Origin of the sequence: Kribbella sp. VKM Ac-2571, from assembly GCF_004362255.1 — a bacterium.
GTDB classification, from domain to species: domain Bacteria; phylum Actinomycetota; class Actinomycetes; order Propionibacteriales; family Kribbellaceae; genus Kribbella; species Kribbella pratensis.
In genome coordinates this window covers 200146-215638 of record NZ_SNWS01000004.1, presented here as the reverse complement: position 1 = coordinate 215638, position 15493 = coordinate 200146, and the positions used below count along the sequence as shown (strand labels likewise).

Annotated in this window: 17 protein-coding genes; 11 read left to right on the top strand and 6 right to left on the bottom strand. The window is 69.1% G+C overall.

The features are described 5' to 3' along the window. Positions 1-26: 26 nt before the first annotated feature. Both EV651_RS11450 and EV651_RS11445 read left to right on the top strand, forming a co-directional pair. The gene (locus EV651_RS11450; protein WP_133784966.1) at positions 27-620 is read left to right on the top strand and encodes a ClpP family protease; all 594 of its coding nucleotides are present in this window, start codon (positions 27-29) and stop codon (positions 618-620) included. Beyond that, positions 617-1225 (top strand): ClpP family protease, encoded by a 609-nt coding sequence (locus EV651_RS11445; protein WP_133784964.1) that lies wholly within the window; start codon positions 617-619, stop codon positions 1223-1225. The genes EV651_RS11450 and EV651_RS11445 overlap by 4 nt, the downstream gene beginning before the upstream one ends. A 6-nt stretch (positions 1226-1231) precedes the next feature. On the opposite strand, the gene EV651_RS11440 is transcribed toward EV651_RS11445, so the two are convergent. Next, complete coding sequence (locus EV651_RS11440; RefSeq protein WP_133784961.1) at positions 1232-2302, bottom strand: serine hydrolase; 1071 nt, start codon at positions 2300-2302, stop codon at positions 1232-1234. A 42-nt stretch (positions 2303-2344) separates the two neighbouring features. Here EV651_RS11440 and EV651_RS11435 point away from each other — a divergent pair, with 42 nt between their 5' ends. Together EV651_RS11435 and EV651_RS11430 are read left to right on the top strand one after the other, a co-directional pair. Beyond that, complete coding sequence (locus tag EV651_RS11435; protein WP_238156813.1) at positions 2345-3070, top strand: PIG-L deacetylase family protein; 726 nt, start codon at positions 2345-2347, stop codon at positions 3068-3070. Between the two features lie 207 nt (positions 3071-3277). Continuing rightward, a complete protein-coding gene (locus EV651_RS11430; RefSeq protein ID WP_133784959.1) occupies positions 3278-4012 on the top strand; it encodes an alpha/beta fold hydrolase in 735 nt (244 codons plus the stop codon). Here EV651_RS11430 and EV651_RS11425 read toward each other — a convergent pair. Continuing rightward, the gene (locus EV651_RS11425; RefSeq protein WP_133784957.1) at positions 3995-5323 is read right to left on the bottom strand and encodes an aminopeptidase C; all 1329 of its coding nucleotides are present in this window, start codon (positions 5321-5323) and stop codon (positions 3995-3997) included. The genes EV651_RS11430 and EV651_RS11425 overlap by 18 nt on opposite strands. Before the next feature lie 136 nt (positions 5324-5459). Between EV651_RS11425 and rpsR the strand changes: the two genes are divergently transcribed. Both rpsR and EV651_RS11415 read left to right on the top strand, forming a co-directional pair. Further along, the gene (rpsR, locus tag EV651_RS11420; protein ID WP_133784955.1) at positions 5460-5702 is read left to right on the top strand and encodes a 30S ribosomal protein S18; all 243 of its coding nucleotides are present in this window, start codon (positions 5460-5462) and stop codon (positions 5700-5702) included. 38 nt (positions 5703-5740) lie between these two features. Next, entirely contained in the window at positions 5741-7171 is a 1431-nt protein-coding gene (locus EV651_RS11415; RefSeq protein ID WP_133784953.1) for an META domain-containing protein, read from the top strand. A gap of 219 nt (positions 7172-7390) precedes the next feature. Here EV651_RS11415 and EV651_RS11410 read toward each other — a convergent pair whose 3' ends face one another. The 3 genes from EV651_RS11410 to EV651_RS11400 form a co-directional block, all read right to left on the bottom strand. Then, a complete protein-coding gene (locus EV651_RS11410; protein WP_133784950.1) occupies positions 7391-7879 on the bottom strand; it encodes an N-acetyltransferase in 489 nt (162 codons plus the stop codon). A gap of 254 nt (positions 7880-8133) precedes the next feature. After that, the gene (locus EV651_RS11405; RefSeq protein ID WP_131344606.1) at positions 8134-8775 is read right to left on the bottom strand and encodes a response regulator transcription factor; all 642 of its coding nucleotides are present in this window, start codon (positions 8773-8775) and stop codon (positions 8134-8136) included. Beyond that, positions 8772-10262, bottom strand: a complete 1491-nt coding sequence (locus tag EV651_RS11400) for a PspC domain-containing protein (protein WP_133784948.1) — start codon at positions 10260-10262, stop codon at positions 8772-8774. Before EV651_RS11400 ends, EV651_RS11405 begins: the two co-directional genes overlap by 4 nt. Positions 10263-10444: 182 nt before the next feature. On the opposite strand from EV651_RS11400, the gene EV651_RS11395 reads away from it, so the two are divergent. The 3 genes from EV651_RS11395 (at position 10445) to EV651_RS11385 (ending at position 13224) form a co-directional block, all read left to right on the top strand. Further along, entirely contained in the window at positions 10445-11734 is a 1290-nt protein-coding gene (locus tag EV651_RS11395) for a PspC domain-containing protein (protein WP_133784946.1), read from the top strand. Next, positions 11731-11919, top strand: coding sequence for a hypothetical protein (locus tag EV651_RS11390; RefSeq protein WP_133784944.1), 189 nt, complete (start codon positions 11731-11733; stop codon positions 11917-11919). The genes EV651_RS11395 and EV651_RS11390 overlap by 4 nt, the downstream gene beginning before the upstream one ends. A gap of 159 nt (positions 11920-12078) precedes the next feature. After that, a complete protein-coding gene (locus EV651_RS11385; protein WP_133784942.1) occupies positions 12079-13224 on the top strand; it encodes a Cmx/CmrA family chloramphenicol efflux MFS transporter in 1146 nt (381 codons plus the stop codon). On the opposite strand, the gene EV651_RS11380 is transcribed toward EV651_RS11385, so the two are convergent. Next, a complete protein-coding gene (locus EV651_RS11380; protein ID WP_133784940.1) occupies positions 13185-13790 on the bottom strand; it encodes a CGNR zinc finger domain-containing protein in 606 nt (201 codons plus the stop codon). The genes EV651_RS11385 and EV651_RS11380 overlap by 40 nt on opposite strands. 53 nt (positions 13791-13843) lie before the next feature. On the opposite strand from EV651_RS11380, the gene EV651_RS11375 reads away from it, so the two are divergent. Then, complete coding sequence (locus tag EV651_RS11375; RefSeq protein ID WP_166658582.1) at positions 13844-15226, top strand: MFS transporter; 1383 nt, start codon at positions 13844-13846, stop codon at positions 15224-15226. Positions 15227-15290: 64 nt separating this feature from the next. Continuing rightward, positions 15291-15491 carry a cold-shock protein gene (locus tag EV651_RS11370; RefSeq protein ID WP_133784936.1) on the top strand — a complete coding sequence of 67 codons (201 nt, stop codon included), beginning with the start codon at positions 15291-15293 and terminating at the stop codon, positions 15489-15491. Positions 15492-15493 lie beyond the last annotated feature (2 nt).

The following is a 15493-nucleotide window of genomic DNA, read 5'->3' as shown; positions in this document are numbered from 1 at the left end:
CCGCTCGCCCGGTCAGTGTGGATGACATGGCAGAAGACATGAAACCGCCGCTGTTCAACGAGACGGCCCGGCAGCGGCTGCTCGGGCAACGGATCGTCGTTCTGGACAGAGTCCTCGACGACGACCTCGGCACCCTCCTGGCCGCCCAGATCATGACCCTGGCGGCCGAGGACCCGGACGCCGACATCGCGTTCTGGATCCACTCGCCCGGCGGCTCGGTGCCGTCGATGCTGGCGATCCGGGACGTGATGCGGATGGTGCCGTGCGACGTGTCGACGCTGGCGATCGGGCTGGCCTGCAGCGCGGGGCAGTTCCTGCTGTCGGCCGGTACGCCAGGGAAGCGCTACGCGTTGCGGCACGCCCGCGTCCTGATGCACCAGGGCTCGGCCGGTATCGGCGGGTCCGCGGTCGAGATCGAGATCCAGGCCAACGACCTGCGGCACATCCGCGACACCGTACTCGGGCTGATCGCCGAGGACACCGGGCAGCCGTTCGACGTCGTGCACGAGGACTCGCGGCACGACCACTGGTACACCGCCGAGCAGGCCCGCGAGTACGGCTTCATCGACCACATCGTCGAGTCCTTCGACCAGGTCATGCCCAGGAGGGCCGCAGCATGAGCAGCTACACGATTCCGAACGTGATCGCCCAGCACCCGCGTGGTGAGCGGATCATGGACGTCTACTCGCATCTGCTGACCGAGCGCGTCATCTACCTCGGCACGGGCATCGACTCCGGCGTCGCGAACGCGATCATCGCGCAGCTGCTGCACCTGGAGACGGACAATCCCGAGGCGGAGATCAACCTCTACATCAATTGCGAGGGCGGCGACATGTCCGCGATGCTCGCGATCTACGACACGATGCAGTACATCCAGTCGCCGGTCGCGACGTACGGCGTCGGGCAGGCGATCTCCGCCGGTGCGGTGCTGCTGGCGGCCGGTACGGCGGGGCGTCGGGCGCTCCTGCCACACGCGCGCGTCGTCCTGCACCAACCGGCAGGCCGTGGTCAGGGCACGATCCCCGACCTGATCCTGCAGGCGGACGAGGTGGTGCGGGTCCGCGGTCAGGTCGAGGAGATTCTGGCCCGGCACACCGGCCAGACGATCGAGCGGCTGCGGCAGGACACCGATCGCGACCACGTGCTGACCGCGGCCGGCGCCAAGGAGTACGGCATCGTCGACCACGTGATCAGCGCGCGGACCCCGGTTCCGGTGCTCACCTAAGCCCGTCTAGTCGGCGGCCTCGAGCACCTTGTCGGCGACGGCGGCGTGGTGGAGGAGGTCGGGCTGCGGGCGGCCGACCCGGTTGGTCAGGTACGCGTACGCGATCCTGCGATCCGGGTCGGCCCAGCCGATACAACAGTTGCTGCCGTTGTGGCCGAACGTCCGTTTGCCGCTCAGGGAGCCCATCGACGACACGGCACCCTCCATCCACCGCGGTCCGCCGAGCTGGAAGCCCTGGGACCACCGGACCGGCGCCCGCGCCACCGGGTCGTACTCGCCCTCGCTCGTCGGCTCGAGCGCGACCGCGAGCGTCTCCGGCCGGAGTAGACGGCCGTCCAGCAACGCCTGATAGAAGACCGTCAGATCCAGCGCGGTCGTCGACATCCCGGCAGCCGGTACGACGGCCTCGCGCGTACTGCGGCGGTTCACGACGGACTGGATGAACGGCCCGAGCGGACCGGACGCACGGATCGGCACGTGCCGGCCCCAGAGCTCGTCGGGCAGACCGAGGTACGTGTCCTCGACACCCAGCGGCTCGAGGACGTTACGACGTACCAGCTCGTCGTACGGCGTCCCGCTGCAGCGCCGCACGACCTCGGCGAGGATGAATCCGAACGCGAGCGGGCTGTACGCGACGGTCCCGATCGGCCAGCGCGGCCTGGCCTCCTCGATCCGGCGCAGCGCGCGGTCCCAGTCGGTCATCGCGCGGAGCTCGCCGACGTACGAGCCCGCGTTCGACAGGCCGGACCGGTGCCGCAGGACCTCGCGGACGGTGATCTCGCGTTTGCCGTTGCGCGCGAACTCCGGCCAGTACGCAGCGACCGCGTCGTCGAGATGCAGCCGCCCGGATTCGACGAGTTGATGGACCACGATCGCGACGTACGGCTTGCTTGCGGAGAAGAGCCAGAACAACGCGTTCGGTGAACACCCGAAGGAGCGGTCGACCACCGTCACGCCGTCCCGGACGACGCACAACTGCGCGACCCCGCCACGTGCCTCGATCAGCCCGATCGCCTCCGCGAGACGGTCCGGGTCGAAACCGGCGTCCTGGGGGTCGCAGACCCCACCGAACTCCATGAGTCCACTGTGCCCGCCCGGGCAAACAGTTACTGTCTGTTGGTGACTGTTCCTGAGGCGAATCCACGACCGGACAGCGAGATCGAGCGGGCGCTGGTCGTGATGGCGCACCCCGACGACATCGACTTCGGCGGCGCCGGCACGGTCGCACTGTGGACCAAGGCCGGAATCGAGGTGCACTACTGCATCGTCACCGACGGGCAGGCCGGCGGCTTCGAGCCGGATCGGGACCGTGCCGAGATTCCCGCCGTACGGCGGGCTGAGCAGACCACGGCCGCACAGCACGTCGGCGTCGAGAACCTGCATTTCCTCGGGTACGTCGACGGATCGGTCGAGCCGACACCCGCGTTGGTCCGCGACATCAGCCGAGTGATCCGGACTGTTCGGCCGCAGCGCCTGCTCACTCAGTCGCCGGAGCGCGTCTGGTCGCGGCTCGAGGTGTCACACCCAGACCATCTGGCCGCGGCGGAGGCTGCCGTCCGGGCGTTCTACCCGGCGGCCGGCAACCCCTACGCGTACTCCGACCTGGCCGAGGAGGCGTGGGACGTCGGCGAGCTCTGGATGATGGACCACCCGGAGATCAACCACTACGTCGACGTCACCGACACCTTCGACCAGAAGCTGGCCGCGCTGCTGTCGCACACCAGCCAGCACCGGGACCCCGACGGCCTTCGCACGGGGATCACCGCCGCCTTCGCCGCTGTCGCCGTCGAAGCCGGCTTCCCGCCGAACCACTACGCCGAGTCGTTCACTGTCGTCCGCCTGTAGGTTCTGTCTGGTGGTCCAGCGCCGTAGCGAGGAGGTGCTCGGTGCGGTGGCTCGGCGTGCGGGGGCGAAGGTCTCGATGCGGAGCATCGTGGCCTTTGCACCCGTGCGGCGAGGTGCCGTGCCGAGTGCCCCGCAGTAGGCGATGGACCACCAGACAGAACCTATATCAGTTTGCCTGCGGGCAGGTGCGACCTGGATGGTGCAGCCATGACGATTTCTTATGACGTGACCGGGGACGGCCCGGATCTGCTGCTCGTGCACGCGGGCGTGGCCGATGCCCGGATGTGGGCCCGGCAGGTGGAAGAGCTGAAGTCGAGCCATCGAGTGATCACGCTCGACCTGCGCGGGTACGGCGAGACGCCGGTGGAGGCGGGCGCCAAGTACTCCGACGCGGGCGACGTACTCGCGGTACTCGACGCGGTCGGCTCCAGTGCGGTGACGGCGGTCGGCGCGTCGTACGGCGGGTACGTCGTACAGCAGGCCGCGAGCCGGGCGCCCGAGCGGTTCGACCGTCTCGTACTGATCTGTGCGCCGACCGACAACGTGGAGCCGGACGACGAGCTCCGAGCGTTGTGGGGCGAGGAGAACAAGCTGCTCGAGGCCGGCGATGTCGACGGCGCGACCGACCTCACCGTACGGCGCTGGATCGGTCCGGACGCCGACGACGAAGCCCGCGAACTGCTCCGCGCGATGCAGAAGCGCGCGTACGAGCTGCAGCTCGCCGCCGGGGACGACCTCGTCAACGAGGAGTACGCCGTCGAGCCCGAGAAGATCGGCGCGCCGGTGCGATTGATCACCGGCGCGCACGACTTCAAGTTCTTCACCGACAGCGCGGACTACCTGGCGGAGCGCCTACCGAACCCGGAGCGCATCCACCTCCCGTGGGCCGGCCACCTGCCGACCCTCGAGAGGCCTGCCGAAGCATTAAGCCTGATCGGCTAGGGCGCCCATCGGGTCCCAGGCGGGGAGGACGATCGGGGCCTCGTCCAGGCGGGCCTGCAGGTCGGCCGGCAGCGCGGACCGGCGTACGGCGACCTCGAAGACGTGCTCGCCGAACCACGAGTCGTTCATGGTCCAGAAGCCGCTGTCGGCCTTCTCGTCACCCCAGCTGTTCTCGACCCGCCAGCGGCGCGGCTTGCCGTCCACCACGTCGACGCCGGTGAACAGCATCGCGTGCGTCATCAGCGTCTCGTGGTGCACCAGCCGCTCGGCCTTGTCCAGCGTGAACTCGGTGTCGTACACGGCGCCGTAGTCGTACAGTTTGGCGTCCCAGAAGCCGAGGTCGGCGTTCATCTGCTTGCCGACGTCGCAACCGAACCAGACCGGCTCGCCGCCGACGATCGCGTCCTGGGTGAGCTGCTTCATCAGGTCGATCTCGACGTTCAGGTACACCACCGGCGGGGCGTCGATGACGTTGCCGAGGAAGTCGACGGTGAAGGTCCGGCCCACCGGGCTGGTCTCCCGCGGGTCGTGCACGAGACAGACGTACTCGTCGACGGGCAACTGCACGTACGCCGCCGCGAACTCGGTCGGCGTGGTCCAGCCGTCACGGTGGAAGCCCTTGTCGCTGTCCTTCCACTGCCACAGGAACTTCTGCGGCGGCGTACCGAGGTGGATGCTCAGCACCCGGTGCACGGTGGTCAGGATCTCGCGCTTGCGGTCGCGGCGGGCGTCGTCGGTGTCGAGTGCCCGCAGGTCGCGCGCACCCTGGCGGAGCAGCTTGCGGAGGGCGTCGTTGAGCTGCGCGGTCGCGGACGAGCTCTCGGTCTCCGGCATCGCCGACTTCGGCACCAGGCCGTGCTTGCGGACCAGCGCGACGAACATGTTCCACTGGCCGCCGTCACCGATCGGGTCCGACAGCAGGTGCGCGACGGTCCGGTCGTCGGCGTCCCGCTCGGAGGTCTCGATGATCGCCTCGAGGAAGAAGTTCGAACGCTCGAACTTGTCCCAGAACAGCAAATAGTTCTGGGAGAACTCGAAGTCCTTGACCCCGAGCTTCTCGGCCGCGCCGACGCGGAGCAGGTTCAGCCCGGCGAACAGCCAGCACCGACCGCTCTTCTTCTGATTGGTGACCTTCCAGTCGTCGAGCAGATGGGACACCGAGTGGTCCATCGACGTGACGACCTGGCGATCCAGGGCAATGCTGTTGACCGGCGTCTGCGTGACGGCGTTCTGCATCACCCGGTACTGCGGGTTCGACGCGAACTCCTTCTCGAAGAGCGCGAGCTGATCGGCTGTGAGATTCCGCTCCATAAGAGTCGACGGTATAACAGCCGCCAAGCCCGGACCGAAGGAACGGAGTGGCGAATCGATGCCCTGGCCGAAACGCGCCACCGCGGACACCCTGCGCTACGCTAGTTGAAAACGACATTCAACAAAGGAGGCCGTCATGGCCCGACGCCCGGCACCGACCGGCACGCGCAAGCCGAAGCAGAACCCACTGGACCGCGACGGCATCACCTTCATCGACTACAAGGACACCGCACTGCTGCGCAAGTTCATCTCCGACCGCGGCAAGATCCGCTCCCGCCGCGTCACCGGCCTGTCCGTCCAGCAACAGAAACAGGTGGCCCGAGCCATCAAGAACGCCCGCGAAATGGCCCTTCTCCCCTACACGTCGTCCGGCCGGTAACCCTCCCATGCGGCCGTCAACCGGCTGATACTTGGGGAATGTCGATCATGGATCTGCCCGAGTTCGAGCGGGCGCAGCTGCATGCGATCGACGTACTGCGTGGCGGTGGGGCTGTCGTCGTGACCAGGCCCAGTCCGATGACGTACGGCGTGGTGGCCCGCGACGCGCGTGCGGTGAATGTCCTGAAAGGCCGTCCCGTCGACCAGCCGGTCGGGATCTCGGTCCACCTGGAGGCCGCGCACGATCAGCTGTTCCGGTGCCTCGACCTGGGGACCGACACCCTCGCCGCGGTCGACTTCGCACTCGCCGAGCGAATCTCCGTCCTGGCGCCGATCCGGCCGGACCCGACGATGCCCGAGTGGCTGACGCCGGCCATCAAGGACGGCTGGGTGCTGTTCTTCGACGGCGCCTGGGGTGAGCTGCCGTTCCTGTGGCCGAGCTTTCCCTTCCTGTACGGAAGCAGCGCCAATCGGACCGGCGAAGCACCGGCCACTTCAGCAGGCGAAGCCCGTGCGCAGTTTCCGCCCGGCACCGTGATCATCGACGCCGACGACCGACGTACGCCGGCTGCCGCCTACGGAGCCAGCACGATCGTCCGGGTAGAGCCGGACGGTCGGATGTCCCTGCATCGATCGGGGGTCCAGGACCAAGAGGCCGGTGGGGCCGACGTACTCCTGGACCGACTGCGTGACTTCAGATCCGCGATCGGCGTACTGGACGGATCGATCAGAATGCCGCTGGGCAAGACCTATCTGTCGACCGCGGTGGTTGAGGACGGCGAAGCCACACAGCTGCTGCCGAACACGCGGATCCGGCTCCAGTTCGCGCGACAGCCGAACAAGAACGAAGAGGGGCCGCAGGTGTTGGACAGCGTGAGAGCGCACGTCGGGTGCAACAGCCTGGGCGCCGCCGTCGGGGCCGGCGAACTGCTGACTCATGGGAGCCTGTCGGTCCCCGGACTCGGCGGCACCCAGGTGGGCTGCCCATCGCCGCTTCGGGAACAGGAGGAATGGTTCAAGACGTTCCTGATGAGCAAACCCTCCTGGCGGCTGAACGACGACGAGCTCATCCTCGCCTCAGGCGGTACGACGATCACCTTGCTGGACCGGAAGATCGCCGAACCGGACTTCCCCCTCGACGGAATCAGGTGGAAGGTCGTCGCCACCATCACCAACGGCGATCTGCGCCAGGGCTACGGCCGCGCCGAGCCGGCGTGGATCAGCTTCGACCGCGGCCGCCTGACCGGCTGGACCGGGGGCAACGAACTCTCCGGCACCTTCACCCGCAACAACACAGAACTGAGCTTCAGCGCCGTCACCACGACCGACCACGCCTGCACACCCGAATCCGCCGCACTACAGACCACAATCCTGTCCACCCTAGGGCCCGCAGTCACCTACACCATCGACCACAACCAACTAACCCTCCTAGCCCCCTCCGGCACCGGCCTCGCCCTGAAAGCGGGGTAGGTTGCCCCCCGAACCGCACCGTTGCCCACCGAAAATCCGAGGGAACAACCCACCACGCCAGGGGGCAACCCGCCAATGCAGGAACAGTTTCCCGCGACGGCCTGCTGGGAAACAAATGTGCTTATGCTGACGATCTCTTTCCCACCAAGGGATTGGCAGCCGGCCCAGGCCCTTGATTGAACGGCGTTGGGCCTACCCGACCTCGCGAACCACAGGTTTCTAGGTCAGTTGCTTGCGCATCAGAGTTATCCGGGTTTCGTAGCGGGTCGTGGATCCGTCCGGAGCCTCCTGGTTCCACGAGGCGATCTCGTTGCCGCTCACCACATAGCCCAACCGCTCGTACAGGCCGCGCGGCCGCGAGCTCTTGTCGTCCACGCCCAACTCGACCCAGCGGAGTCCGCGGCCTCGAGCCCGCTGCTCCAACGCCCCGATCAGGACAGCGCCGATCCCGCATGAGCGCAGCTCCGCCTGAACCGACAGTTGCCAGATCGTCGCCGCGCCGGGCGGTTTGGTGTAGTCGACCCCACCGACCGCAACTGGCAGACCCGAAGGTGGACAGACCGCCAGGTAATCGACCTCGCCGCGGCCGGCACGCTGGATCGCTTCGGCCACGTACGCAAGATCCGTCGCCGTCCCGTACCACCCGCAGACGGGCAGGTCGGCTTCGGTCAGATCGCGAACGGTAAGCGGTACGACAACCTCAGCCATGTCGGCACGCTGGCAGGTTGGCGGCGAAGATCGCCAACGATTTGGTACGGATCGCTCTCACGCTGACAGTAGATACCGCCTTCGGGCGTGTCGGAGTGGCGCGTGGGAGCCACTCCCGATCCGACTCATGTAGAACGGGCAGGCGGCATCACGGTGTGGTCGCCCCGGCGGCAGCCGGAATCGCGCGGTAGCGCGCAATACGCGTGCTAAGCGCGGGGTGGGTGGGAGCGGTGCGTAGCACCGCGTTGGGCCTTTTACACCAGGCGGCGGTCGGTGGCCCAGCGGGTTAGTTCGTGGCGGTTGGAGAGTTGGAGTTTGCGGAGGACCGAGGAGACGTGGGTCTCGACCGTCTTCACGGAGATGAAGAGTTCGCGGGCGACCTCCTTGTAGGCGTAGCCCCGCGCGATCAACCGCAGTACCTCACGCTCCCGCTGTGACAGCCGGTCCAGGTCCTCGTCCACCGAGGCGATGTCAATCGCGCCGGAGAAGGCGTCCAGTACGAAGCCGGCCAGCCGCGGCGAGAACACCGCGTCGCCCTCGGCGACCCGGTTGATCGCGTCGACGAGCTCGGTGCCGGAGATGTTCTTGGTGACGTACCCGCGGGCGCCGGCCCGGATCACACCGATCACGTCCTCGGCGGCGTCGGACACCGACAGCGCGAGGAACTTGATGTCCGGGTGCCGCTGGTGCACCTGCTTCATGACCTCGGTGCCACCGCCGCCCGGCAGGTGTACGTCGAGGAGTACGACGTCCGGCTCCGCGCCGACGATCGCCTTGACCGCGCTGTCGACGTCGGCCCCCTCCCCGACGATGTCGACCGCGGTGCCGATCTCGCTGCGTACCCCGGCCCGGAACATGTCGTGATCGTCGATGACGACAACGCGCCTGCTGCTCATCTGTCCATCTCCAGTCGCACTTCGGTGCCTGTCTCGGGATCGGACCGCACCGTCGCGCGTCCGCCGTGCCGTTCCATTCTGCCCATCACACTGTGCCGCAAGCCGAGGCGGTCGTCCGGGACCTCGTCCACGGCGAAGCCCTTGCCCCGGTCGCGGACGAACATCTCCACCCGATCGCCGTCCACCTCGACGAACACGTCGATCTTCGCCGCGCCGGAGTGCTTGGCCGCGTTCACCATCGACTCCCGGGCGGCCCGGACCATCGACGCCAGCGGCTCGGTCAGGTCGCAGTCGCCGACCGTGACCACCTCGATCGGTACGCCGTGCGAGTCCTCTACCTCGGCGGCCGCCTGCTTCGCGGCGCCCACGATCGTCTGGTCGGCGTCGTGCTCCTCGTCGTACAGCCAGGACCGCAGCTCGCGCTCCTGCGAGCGCGCCAGCCGGGCCACCGCCTTCGGGTCCTCGGCCTGCTTCTGGATCAGCGCCAGCGTCTGCAGCACCGAGTCGTGCAGGTGCGCGGCCATGTCGGCGCGTTCCTGCGAACGCACCCGCTCCGCGCGCTCGGCGTTCAGGTCGCGGGTCAGCCGGTGCACCCAGGGCCCGGCGATGACCCCGATCCCGACCACGGCGAGCAGCAGCGCGATGAGTACGTCGCCGACCATCGAGAGCCGGCCGTTCTGTACCAGGAACAAGGTGACCGCGGTGCCGAGCAGGACCAGGCCGACCGCGATCCGGATCAGCGACTTCCAGCCGCCCTTGCCGAGCACCAGGCCGAGGATCGGGACCCGGACGTCGCGCGTCCACTTGTCCTTCTGACTCTCGTCCGCCTGCCGCCAGATCAGCGCCAGACCGGTCGCGGCGAACACAAGTGGCCAGAACAGCTTCCCGGCGATGCCGAGCCCGGCGACCTGCAGCAGCAGGACCAGGCCGATGCCGATGGCCACCAGCGCGGGCAGCTGCCCGCGACTCTTCTCCCGCGTCCGCTGCTTCGCCTCGGCGACCGGCGGCGCCGGCTCGTCGGTACGCAGCCCTTTGCGTGTGTGCGCGGCCAGCCCAGGCGCATCCGGCACGGTTTCCGGCGCGAGCGGCATCAGGAACCACAGCGCCGCATAGATCAGTACGCCGAAGCCGCCGGACACCGTGGCCGCGATCAGCACCAGCCGGACGACGGTGTCCGACACGCCGAGGTGATCCGCGATCCCGCCGGCCACACCGGCAACGACGCGCCCCTCGGTACGCCGGTACGCCCGACGGGTCGGCTCCGCGGCCTGCCGCGGCGGCGTGGACGAGTACGCCGGACCACCTGGGCCGGCCTGCTGGTTGCCCATCCGCGCGGCGTAGGCGGCGTACGGGCCTTGGTACTGCCCCGGGCCCTGCGGTCCCCAGCCCTTGAAGCGCCACTGATCCTGATTCTGCCCAGGCGGCGGCTCGGGTGGGGCTCCGTTCGCGGAGGACCCGCCCGGCGGCGCGGCTGCTGGCTGACTCATCACAACGATCGTCACATGCGGACCGGTCCGACACCAGCAGGCTTGTCCCGGGCCGCCTCCTCACACGCGTTCCCGCCGGGCTCAGGGTCGGCTCGGGGGAAACCCCGATTTCCGGCGACTCCGGGGTCCTCAGGGGGCATCCCCGATGTGATCCGGGGTGAGTTCGCGCCAGTATCGATGGCATGGAGCAGAACCAGAGTGGACCCGCCGGGTTCGACCGCAACCGCCTGCAGAACCCTCAGAGCTGGCGGCGCAGCAGGTCGGACCGCTGGGTCGCGGGTGTCTGCGGCGGCATCGGCCGCTCGCTGAACATCGACCCGGTGCTGGTCCGCGTGGTGATGGCCGTGCTGATCATCAGCGGTCCGGGCGTGATCTTCTACATCGCCGCCTGGGTCCTGATGCCCGACGAGGGCAGCGACCGCTCCGCAGCGCAGGGCGTGCTCGGCGACCGGCTCCGGACCGACCACCCGTGGTTCTGGCCGGTGGTGATCGGCGGGTGCGTGTTCATCGCGATCGCGATGATGTCGTCGTTCAACTTCGGCCGCTTCGTCCCGGGCCCGCTGATCGTGGTGGGTGTCATCTGGCTGCTCGCGAAGCAGCGCAAGGGCAACAACAATCAGGGCCGGCGCCCGCAGGACACGGTGCCGCCGACTACTTCGGCGTACGCCGGTCCGCAGCCGACCACGGCGTACACGCCTCCTCGGACCGACCCGTCAGCTCCCCCGGCGGGTCCGTCGTCCTCGGCCACGCAGCGACCCCAGGACCGCACCGTCGAACCGGTCCAGCCTGTGTGGACCGAGGACGACCCCCTCGGCCTGTACGTCGACGAGCCCGCCGGCACCGCCCAGCCGGTCGCGAGCACCCCCGCCGGACCGCCTGCCAAGGGCGTGCGCGGGATCAAGTCGATCATCGTCGTGCTGACCGGTCTCGCGATCGGCATCGCCGCGCTGGCGGGCGCGCCGACGGCGACCATGCTGATCATCGGCCTGGCGACACTCGGCGGCGGCATGCTGCTCGGCGGGTTCGTCGGGCGCACGCTGGCCCTGCTGCCGCTCGGCATCCTGCTGGCCGTCGGCGCCATCGCGAGCACGGTGTTCCCCGGGGTGCCGCGCAACTTCGCGGACACCAACTACGTCGCGCCGTCCACCCAGACCATCACCGCGACCGGGACGAGCTACGAGTTCGACGCCGGGTCGGTGCACCTCGACCTGACCCAGGCGAAGTTCGGCCCGGGCGCCAAGGTCCAGGTCCACGGCGGCCTCGGCGAGGTGGTCGTGCGGCTCCCGCAGGACGTGGACGTGCAGGGCACGGTGTCGACCGAGATGGGAGACGTTGCCTTCCTCAACCAGCACCAGGACGGCCATAATGCCGAACTGAAGCTGAACGACCTCGGCATGGACGGCAAGCCCGGCCAGCAGGTCACCCTGGACCTGGACCTCAGGCTGGGCAGTATCAAAGTGGAGCGAGGATGACCCAGCAGCGGAAGACCAGGCCGGACGTGCCCGGCGTGGTGGCCGGCACGGTCCTGACCGGCGCCGCCACGATCTGGATGCTGACCGACAACGGCGTACTGCAGACCGACGACCTCGGCGTGACCAGCGCCCTCCTCCTGGTCACCGCAGGCCTCCTCGGCCTCGCCGCCTCCCGCCGCGCCTAGGGCCTAACTGGGTGGACGGTGGGTACGCCGGTTTTCTAAGCTCCACGTTGTGAGCAGCCCGGAGGCGGACAGAGCGTAGCCACCGGCCGTTCCGTGCGCTTGCGCCGGGACCGCCGGAGACGACTCATACCCGTCTTCTCATGGTTGCGGAGCATTTCCATGCCTTTCGTGCTGTACCTCCTTGGCCTGGCCGTTTTCGCCCAGGCGACCTCTGAATTCATGCTCTCCGGGCTCGGCCCGGACATCGCCCGGGACCTGGGTGTCTCGATCCCCACCACCGGCTGGCTGACCTCCGGGTTCGCGCTCGGGATGATCGTCGGCGCCCCGGCCGTCGCCGTACTCGGCGCCCGCTGGCCGCGCCGCCGGACGTTGCTCGTGACGTTGACCGTGTTCCTCGCGGTCCACGTGGTCGGCGCGCTGACCAGCGACTTCACGGTTCTGCTGGTCACCCGGGTCCTCGCGGCCCTCGCCAACGCAGGCTTCCTCGCCCTCGCACTCGCCACGGCCGCCGCACTCGTCAGCCCGGACGCGAAGGGCCGCGCGACGTCCGTCCTTCTCGGCGGTACGACGCTCGCGTGCATCGTCGGCGTACCGGCGGGTGCTGTGCTCGGCCGCTACCTCGGCTGGCGGTCCGCGTTCTGGGCGGTCGCGATCATCTCACTGCCGGCGTTACTCGGGGTCCTGCGCTCGGTCCCGAACCGTGCGACCGGCCCGGCGACCGTCGGGCGGTTCAGCGTGACAGCGCGGCTCGCCGTACTGCTGCTCCTCGGCGCCCTCGTGAACGGCGCGACGTTCTGCTCGTTCACCTACCTCTCGCCGATACTCACAGACGTCACCGGCCTCGGGGCGGGATGGGTGCCGGTGATGCTCGCGCTCTTCGGCCTCGGCTCGTTCGCGGGCGTCACCGTCGCCGGTCGGTACGCCGACCGTCGCGACGACCGGCTCGTACTCGTTGCCGGCGGCATCTTGCTGCTCGGGTGGTGCGCGTTCGCCCTCACCACGGCGTACGTCGTACCGGCCGTCGCCCTGGTCCCTGTCCAGGGCGCGCTGTCCTTCGCGGTCGGCTCGACGCTGATCTCGTACGCCCTGTACGCCGGCACCGAGTCGCCCGTCCTGACCGGCGGACTGGCCACCGCCGCCCTGAACGTCGGCGCCGCCGCCGGACCGCTGCTGGGCGGCCTCGCGATCCGATCCGGCACCTTCCACGGCCCGCTCTGGGTCAGCGCGGGGTTGGTGGGTGCGGCGCTCTGCCTCGGTTGTGCGGCTCAGGGCTGGACGCGGCGAGCAGCACGCCGCGTGACGTAGCGGCGCATCTTCTGGTTGACGCCGCAGATCTCCATCGAGCACCAGCGGCGGCTGTTGTTCTTCGACTGGTCCAAGAACAACCAGGGGCAGCCCGCGCAGCGTTTGATGCGGGTCGCGCGAGGGCCGGTGAGCAGCTCGTAGGCGGCGAGTGCCACCGGCCACAGCGGCGCCTCCAGCTCCTCCTTCGGCCAGACCGGGCGGCGGTCCACCAGGTCGGCGTGGTCGACCGCCGCACGGACGAAGGGGCGCAGCTCGGTCCATCCCTCCAGCTCGCGGCCGTCGGCGATCGAGCCCGCCGCCAGGTTGATCACATCCCGCAACTGATGGGCCCGGCGCATTACGACCGCCGCTCGGCGCGGCGCGGTACGGAGCAGCAGGCGGTCCGCGTCGGCCGCGGTCAGCAGGCCCATTCGCAGCGACCAGTGCAGCAGCGAGCGGTAGTCCGCGATGTGGTCGTGCCGCAACGGACCGGCGGGATCGTCGACCGTGTTGGCGAAGTCCAGCGCGAGATCACCCGCGACCACGGGCAGCTCGCGGATACCTGGTGGGAGCTCAACTGTTTCCATCAAAACGCATTTTACCAGTTTGCCGCCAGATGGAGCCGGGCACTGTTTCCAGCATGAACGGTTTGACCGGAAACATCTCGACCCGTTCCGCCGGCTGGGCAGTCGTCTGCGTGGCCCAGTTCGTCGTGGTGCTGGACGCGACCATCGTCACCACCGCACTGCCGGCGATCGGTGCGGACCTGGGTTTCGCCGCGGCCACGCTCCCCTGGGTGTTCATGGCGTACACGATCGTGCTGGCCGGGCTGCTCGTGCTCGGTGGCCGGACCGCCGACCTCGGCGGTGCCCGGCGAATCTTCCGGATCGGGCTCGTCGTGTTCTCTGCCGCCTCGCTCGTCTGCGCGCTCGCCTGGTCCCCGGCGGTTCTGATCGGCGCCCGCGTCGCCCAGGGCGCCGGCGCGGCACTCCTGTCTCCCGCGGCGCTGGCCGCGTTGTCGGACGCCCTGCCCCCGGAAGCGACGCGGCGTGCTCTGGGATGGTGGACGGCAGCGGGCGCGGGGGGTGGGGCGAGCGGCTGGTTCCTCGGCGGCCTGATCACGCAGGTCGCAGGCTGGCGCTGGGTGTTCGCCGTCAACGTGCCGATCGGCTTCGTCGCGCTGCTCTGGAGCGTCCGCAGCCTCCCCGGCCGCGGGAGCCGGACTCACGTCGCCACCCTCGATCTCCCGGGCGCCTGCTGCGTCACGGCCGGCATCGCACTGACGGCCGTCGGCCTGTCGGAGATCGCGCGGGATGCCTCCGCGTGGCCCGGTTGGGCGGCGCTGACAACAGCTGCCCTGCTGCTGATCGGGTTCACGCGCATCGAGCGAAGGTCGCAGCAGCCCTTGCTCCCGCCCTCGCTGCTGCGAACCCACGGCGTCCTCGGCGGCAACCTCACCGCCGCCGCGTTGACCGCCTCGACGAGCCCGGCGATGCTGACCGCCGCGCTGTATGTGCAGGACACATTGCGCCTGCCGCCGGCACTGGCCGGGCTCATCTTCCCGGTCTTCAACATCGCAGTAATCGGTGGATCAATGCTCGGTCCGCCCGCGGTCCGCGCGCTCGGCGTACGGCGCGCGCTGTTGACCGGATTCACCGGTGTTGCTGTGGGCGTCGCCGTACTGCTCCACCTACCCGCGGAGGGCCTGCCGCTGACTCTGCTGATCAGCGGCTTCGGAGTCATGGGCGTGAGCCTCGGCGTCGCGTCCGTCGCATCCACCACCGCGGGTACGGCGTACGTGCGCGAAACCGACCGTGGTGTCGCCGCCGGCGTCCTCAACTCGTCTGCTCAGCTCGGGGCCTCGCTCGGACTCGCGCTGTCCGGGCCGGTGATCGCGTCCGCAGCGCCCATGACCGGGTACCGGATGGCCTTCGGGCTCGGTATCTCGGTCGCCCTCACCGGACTCGCCGCCGCGTTCACGGTGCCGCGGACAGTGCGCCGTTCGGCCGACAGCCTGGGCTAGGCTTGTGGACCGCGAAGTAGCGGAGGGGTCCGGGTGCAGCGGATCCCGTGGTCAAGGAGTATCGATGGTGCGCGGCACCGTGAAATGGTTCAACGCCGACAAGGGCTACGGTTTTCTGGCCGTCGACGGGCAGGACGACGTGTTCGTGCACTGGAGCAAGATCGTCTCCGACGGGTACAAGACGCTCGAGGACGGCCAGCACGTCGAGTTCGAGATCGTCGACGGGCCCAAGGGCCGTGAGGCCGACTCCGTCACCCCGGTTTGACC

Bases quoted from the DNA above. Each gene is read 5' to 3' on its own strand.
- EV651_RS11450 (WP_133784966.1), top strand. From the start codon at position 27: ATGGCAGAAGACATGAAACCGCCGCTGTTCAACGAGACGGCCCGGCAG.
- EV651_RS11445 (WP_133784964.1), top strand. From the start codon at position 617: ATGAGCAGCTACACGATTCCGAACGTGATCGCCCAGCACCCGCGTGGT.
- EV651_RS11440 (WP_133784961.1), bottom strand. From the start codon at position 2,302: ATGGAGTTCGGTGGGGTCTGCGACCCCCAGGACGCCGGTTTCGACCCG.
- EV651_RS11430 (WP_133784959.1), top strand. From the start codon at position 3,278: ATGACGATTTCTTATGACGTGACCGGGGACGGCCCGGATCTGCTGCTC.
- EV651_RS11425 (WP_133784957.1), bottom strand. From the start codon at position 5,323: ATGGAGCGGAATCTCACAGCCGATCAGCTCGCGCTCTTCGAGAAGGAG.
- rpsR (WP_133784955.1), top strand. From the start codon at position 5,460: ATGGCCCGACGCCCGGCACCGACCGGCACGCGCAAGCCGAAGCAGAAC.
- EV651_RS11415 (WP_133784953.1), top strand. From the start codon at position 5,741: ATGTCGATCATGGATCTGCCCGAGTTCGAGCGGGCGCAGCTGCATGCG.
- EV651_RS11410 (WP_133784950.1), bottom strand. From the start codon at position 7,879: ATGGCTGAGGTTGTCGTACCGCTTACCGTTCGCGATCTGACCGAAGCC.
- EV651_RS11405 (WP_131344606.1), bottom strand. From the start codon at position 8,775: ATGAGCAGCAGGCGCGTTGTCGTCATCGACGATCACGACATGTTCCGG.
- EV651_RS11400 (WP_133784948.1), bottom strand. From the start codon at position 10,262: ATGAGTCAGCCAGCAGCCGCGCCGCCGGGCGGGTCCTCCGCGAACGGA.
- EV651_RS11395 (WP_133784946.1), top strand. From the start codon at position 10,445: ATGGAGCAGAACCAGAGTGGACCCGCCGGGTTCGACCGCAACCGCCTG.
- EV651_RS11390 (WP_133784944.1), top strand. From the start codon at position 11,731: ATGACCCAGCAGCGGAAGACCAGGCCGGACGTGCCCGGCGTGGTGGCC.
- EV651_RS11385 (WP_133784942.1), top strand. From the start codon at position 12,079: ATGCCTTTCGTGCTGTACCTCCTTGGCCTGGCCGTTTTCGCCCAGGCG.
- EV651_RS11380 (WP_133784940.1), bottom strand. From the start codon at position 13,790: ATGGAAACAGTTGAGCTCCCACCAGGTATCCGCGAGCTGCCCGTGGTC.
- EV651_RS11375 (WP_166658582.1), top strand. From the start codon at position 13,844: ATGAACGGTTTGACCGGAAACATCTCGACCCGTTCCGCCGGCTGGGCA.
- EV651_RS11370 (WP_133784936.1), top strand. From the start codon at position 15,291: ATGGTGCGCGGCACCGTGAAATGGTTCAACGCCGACAAGGGCTACGGT.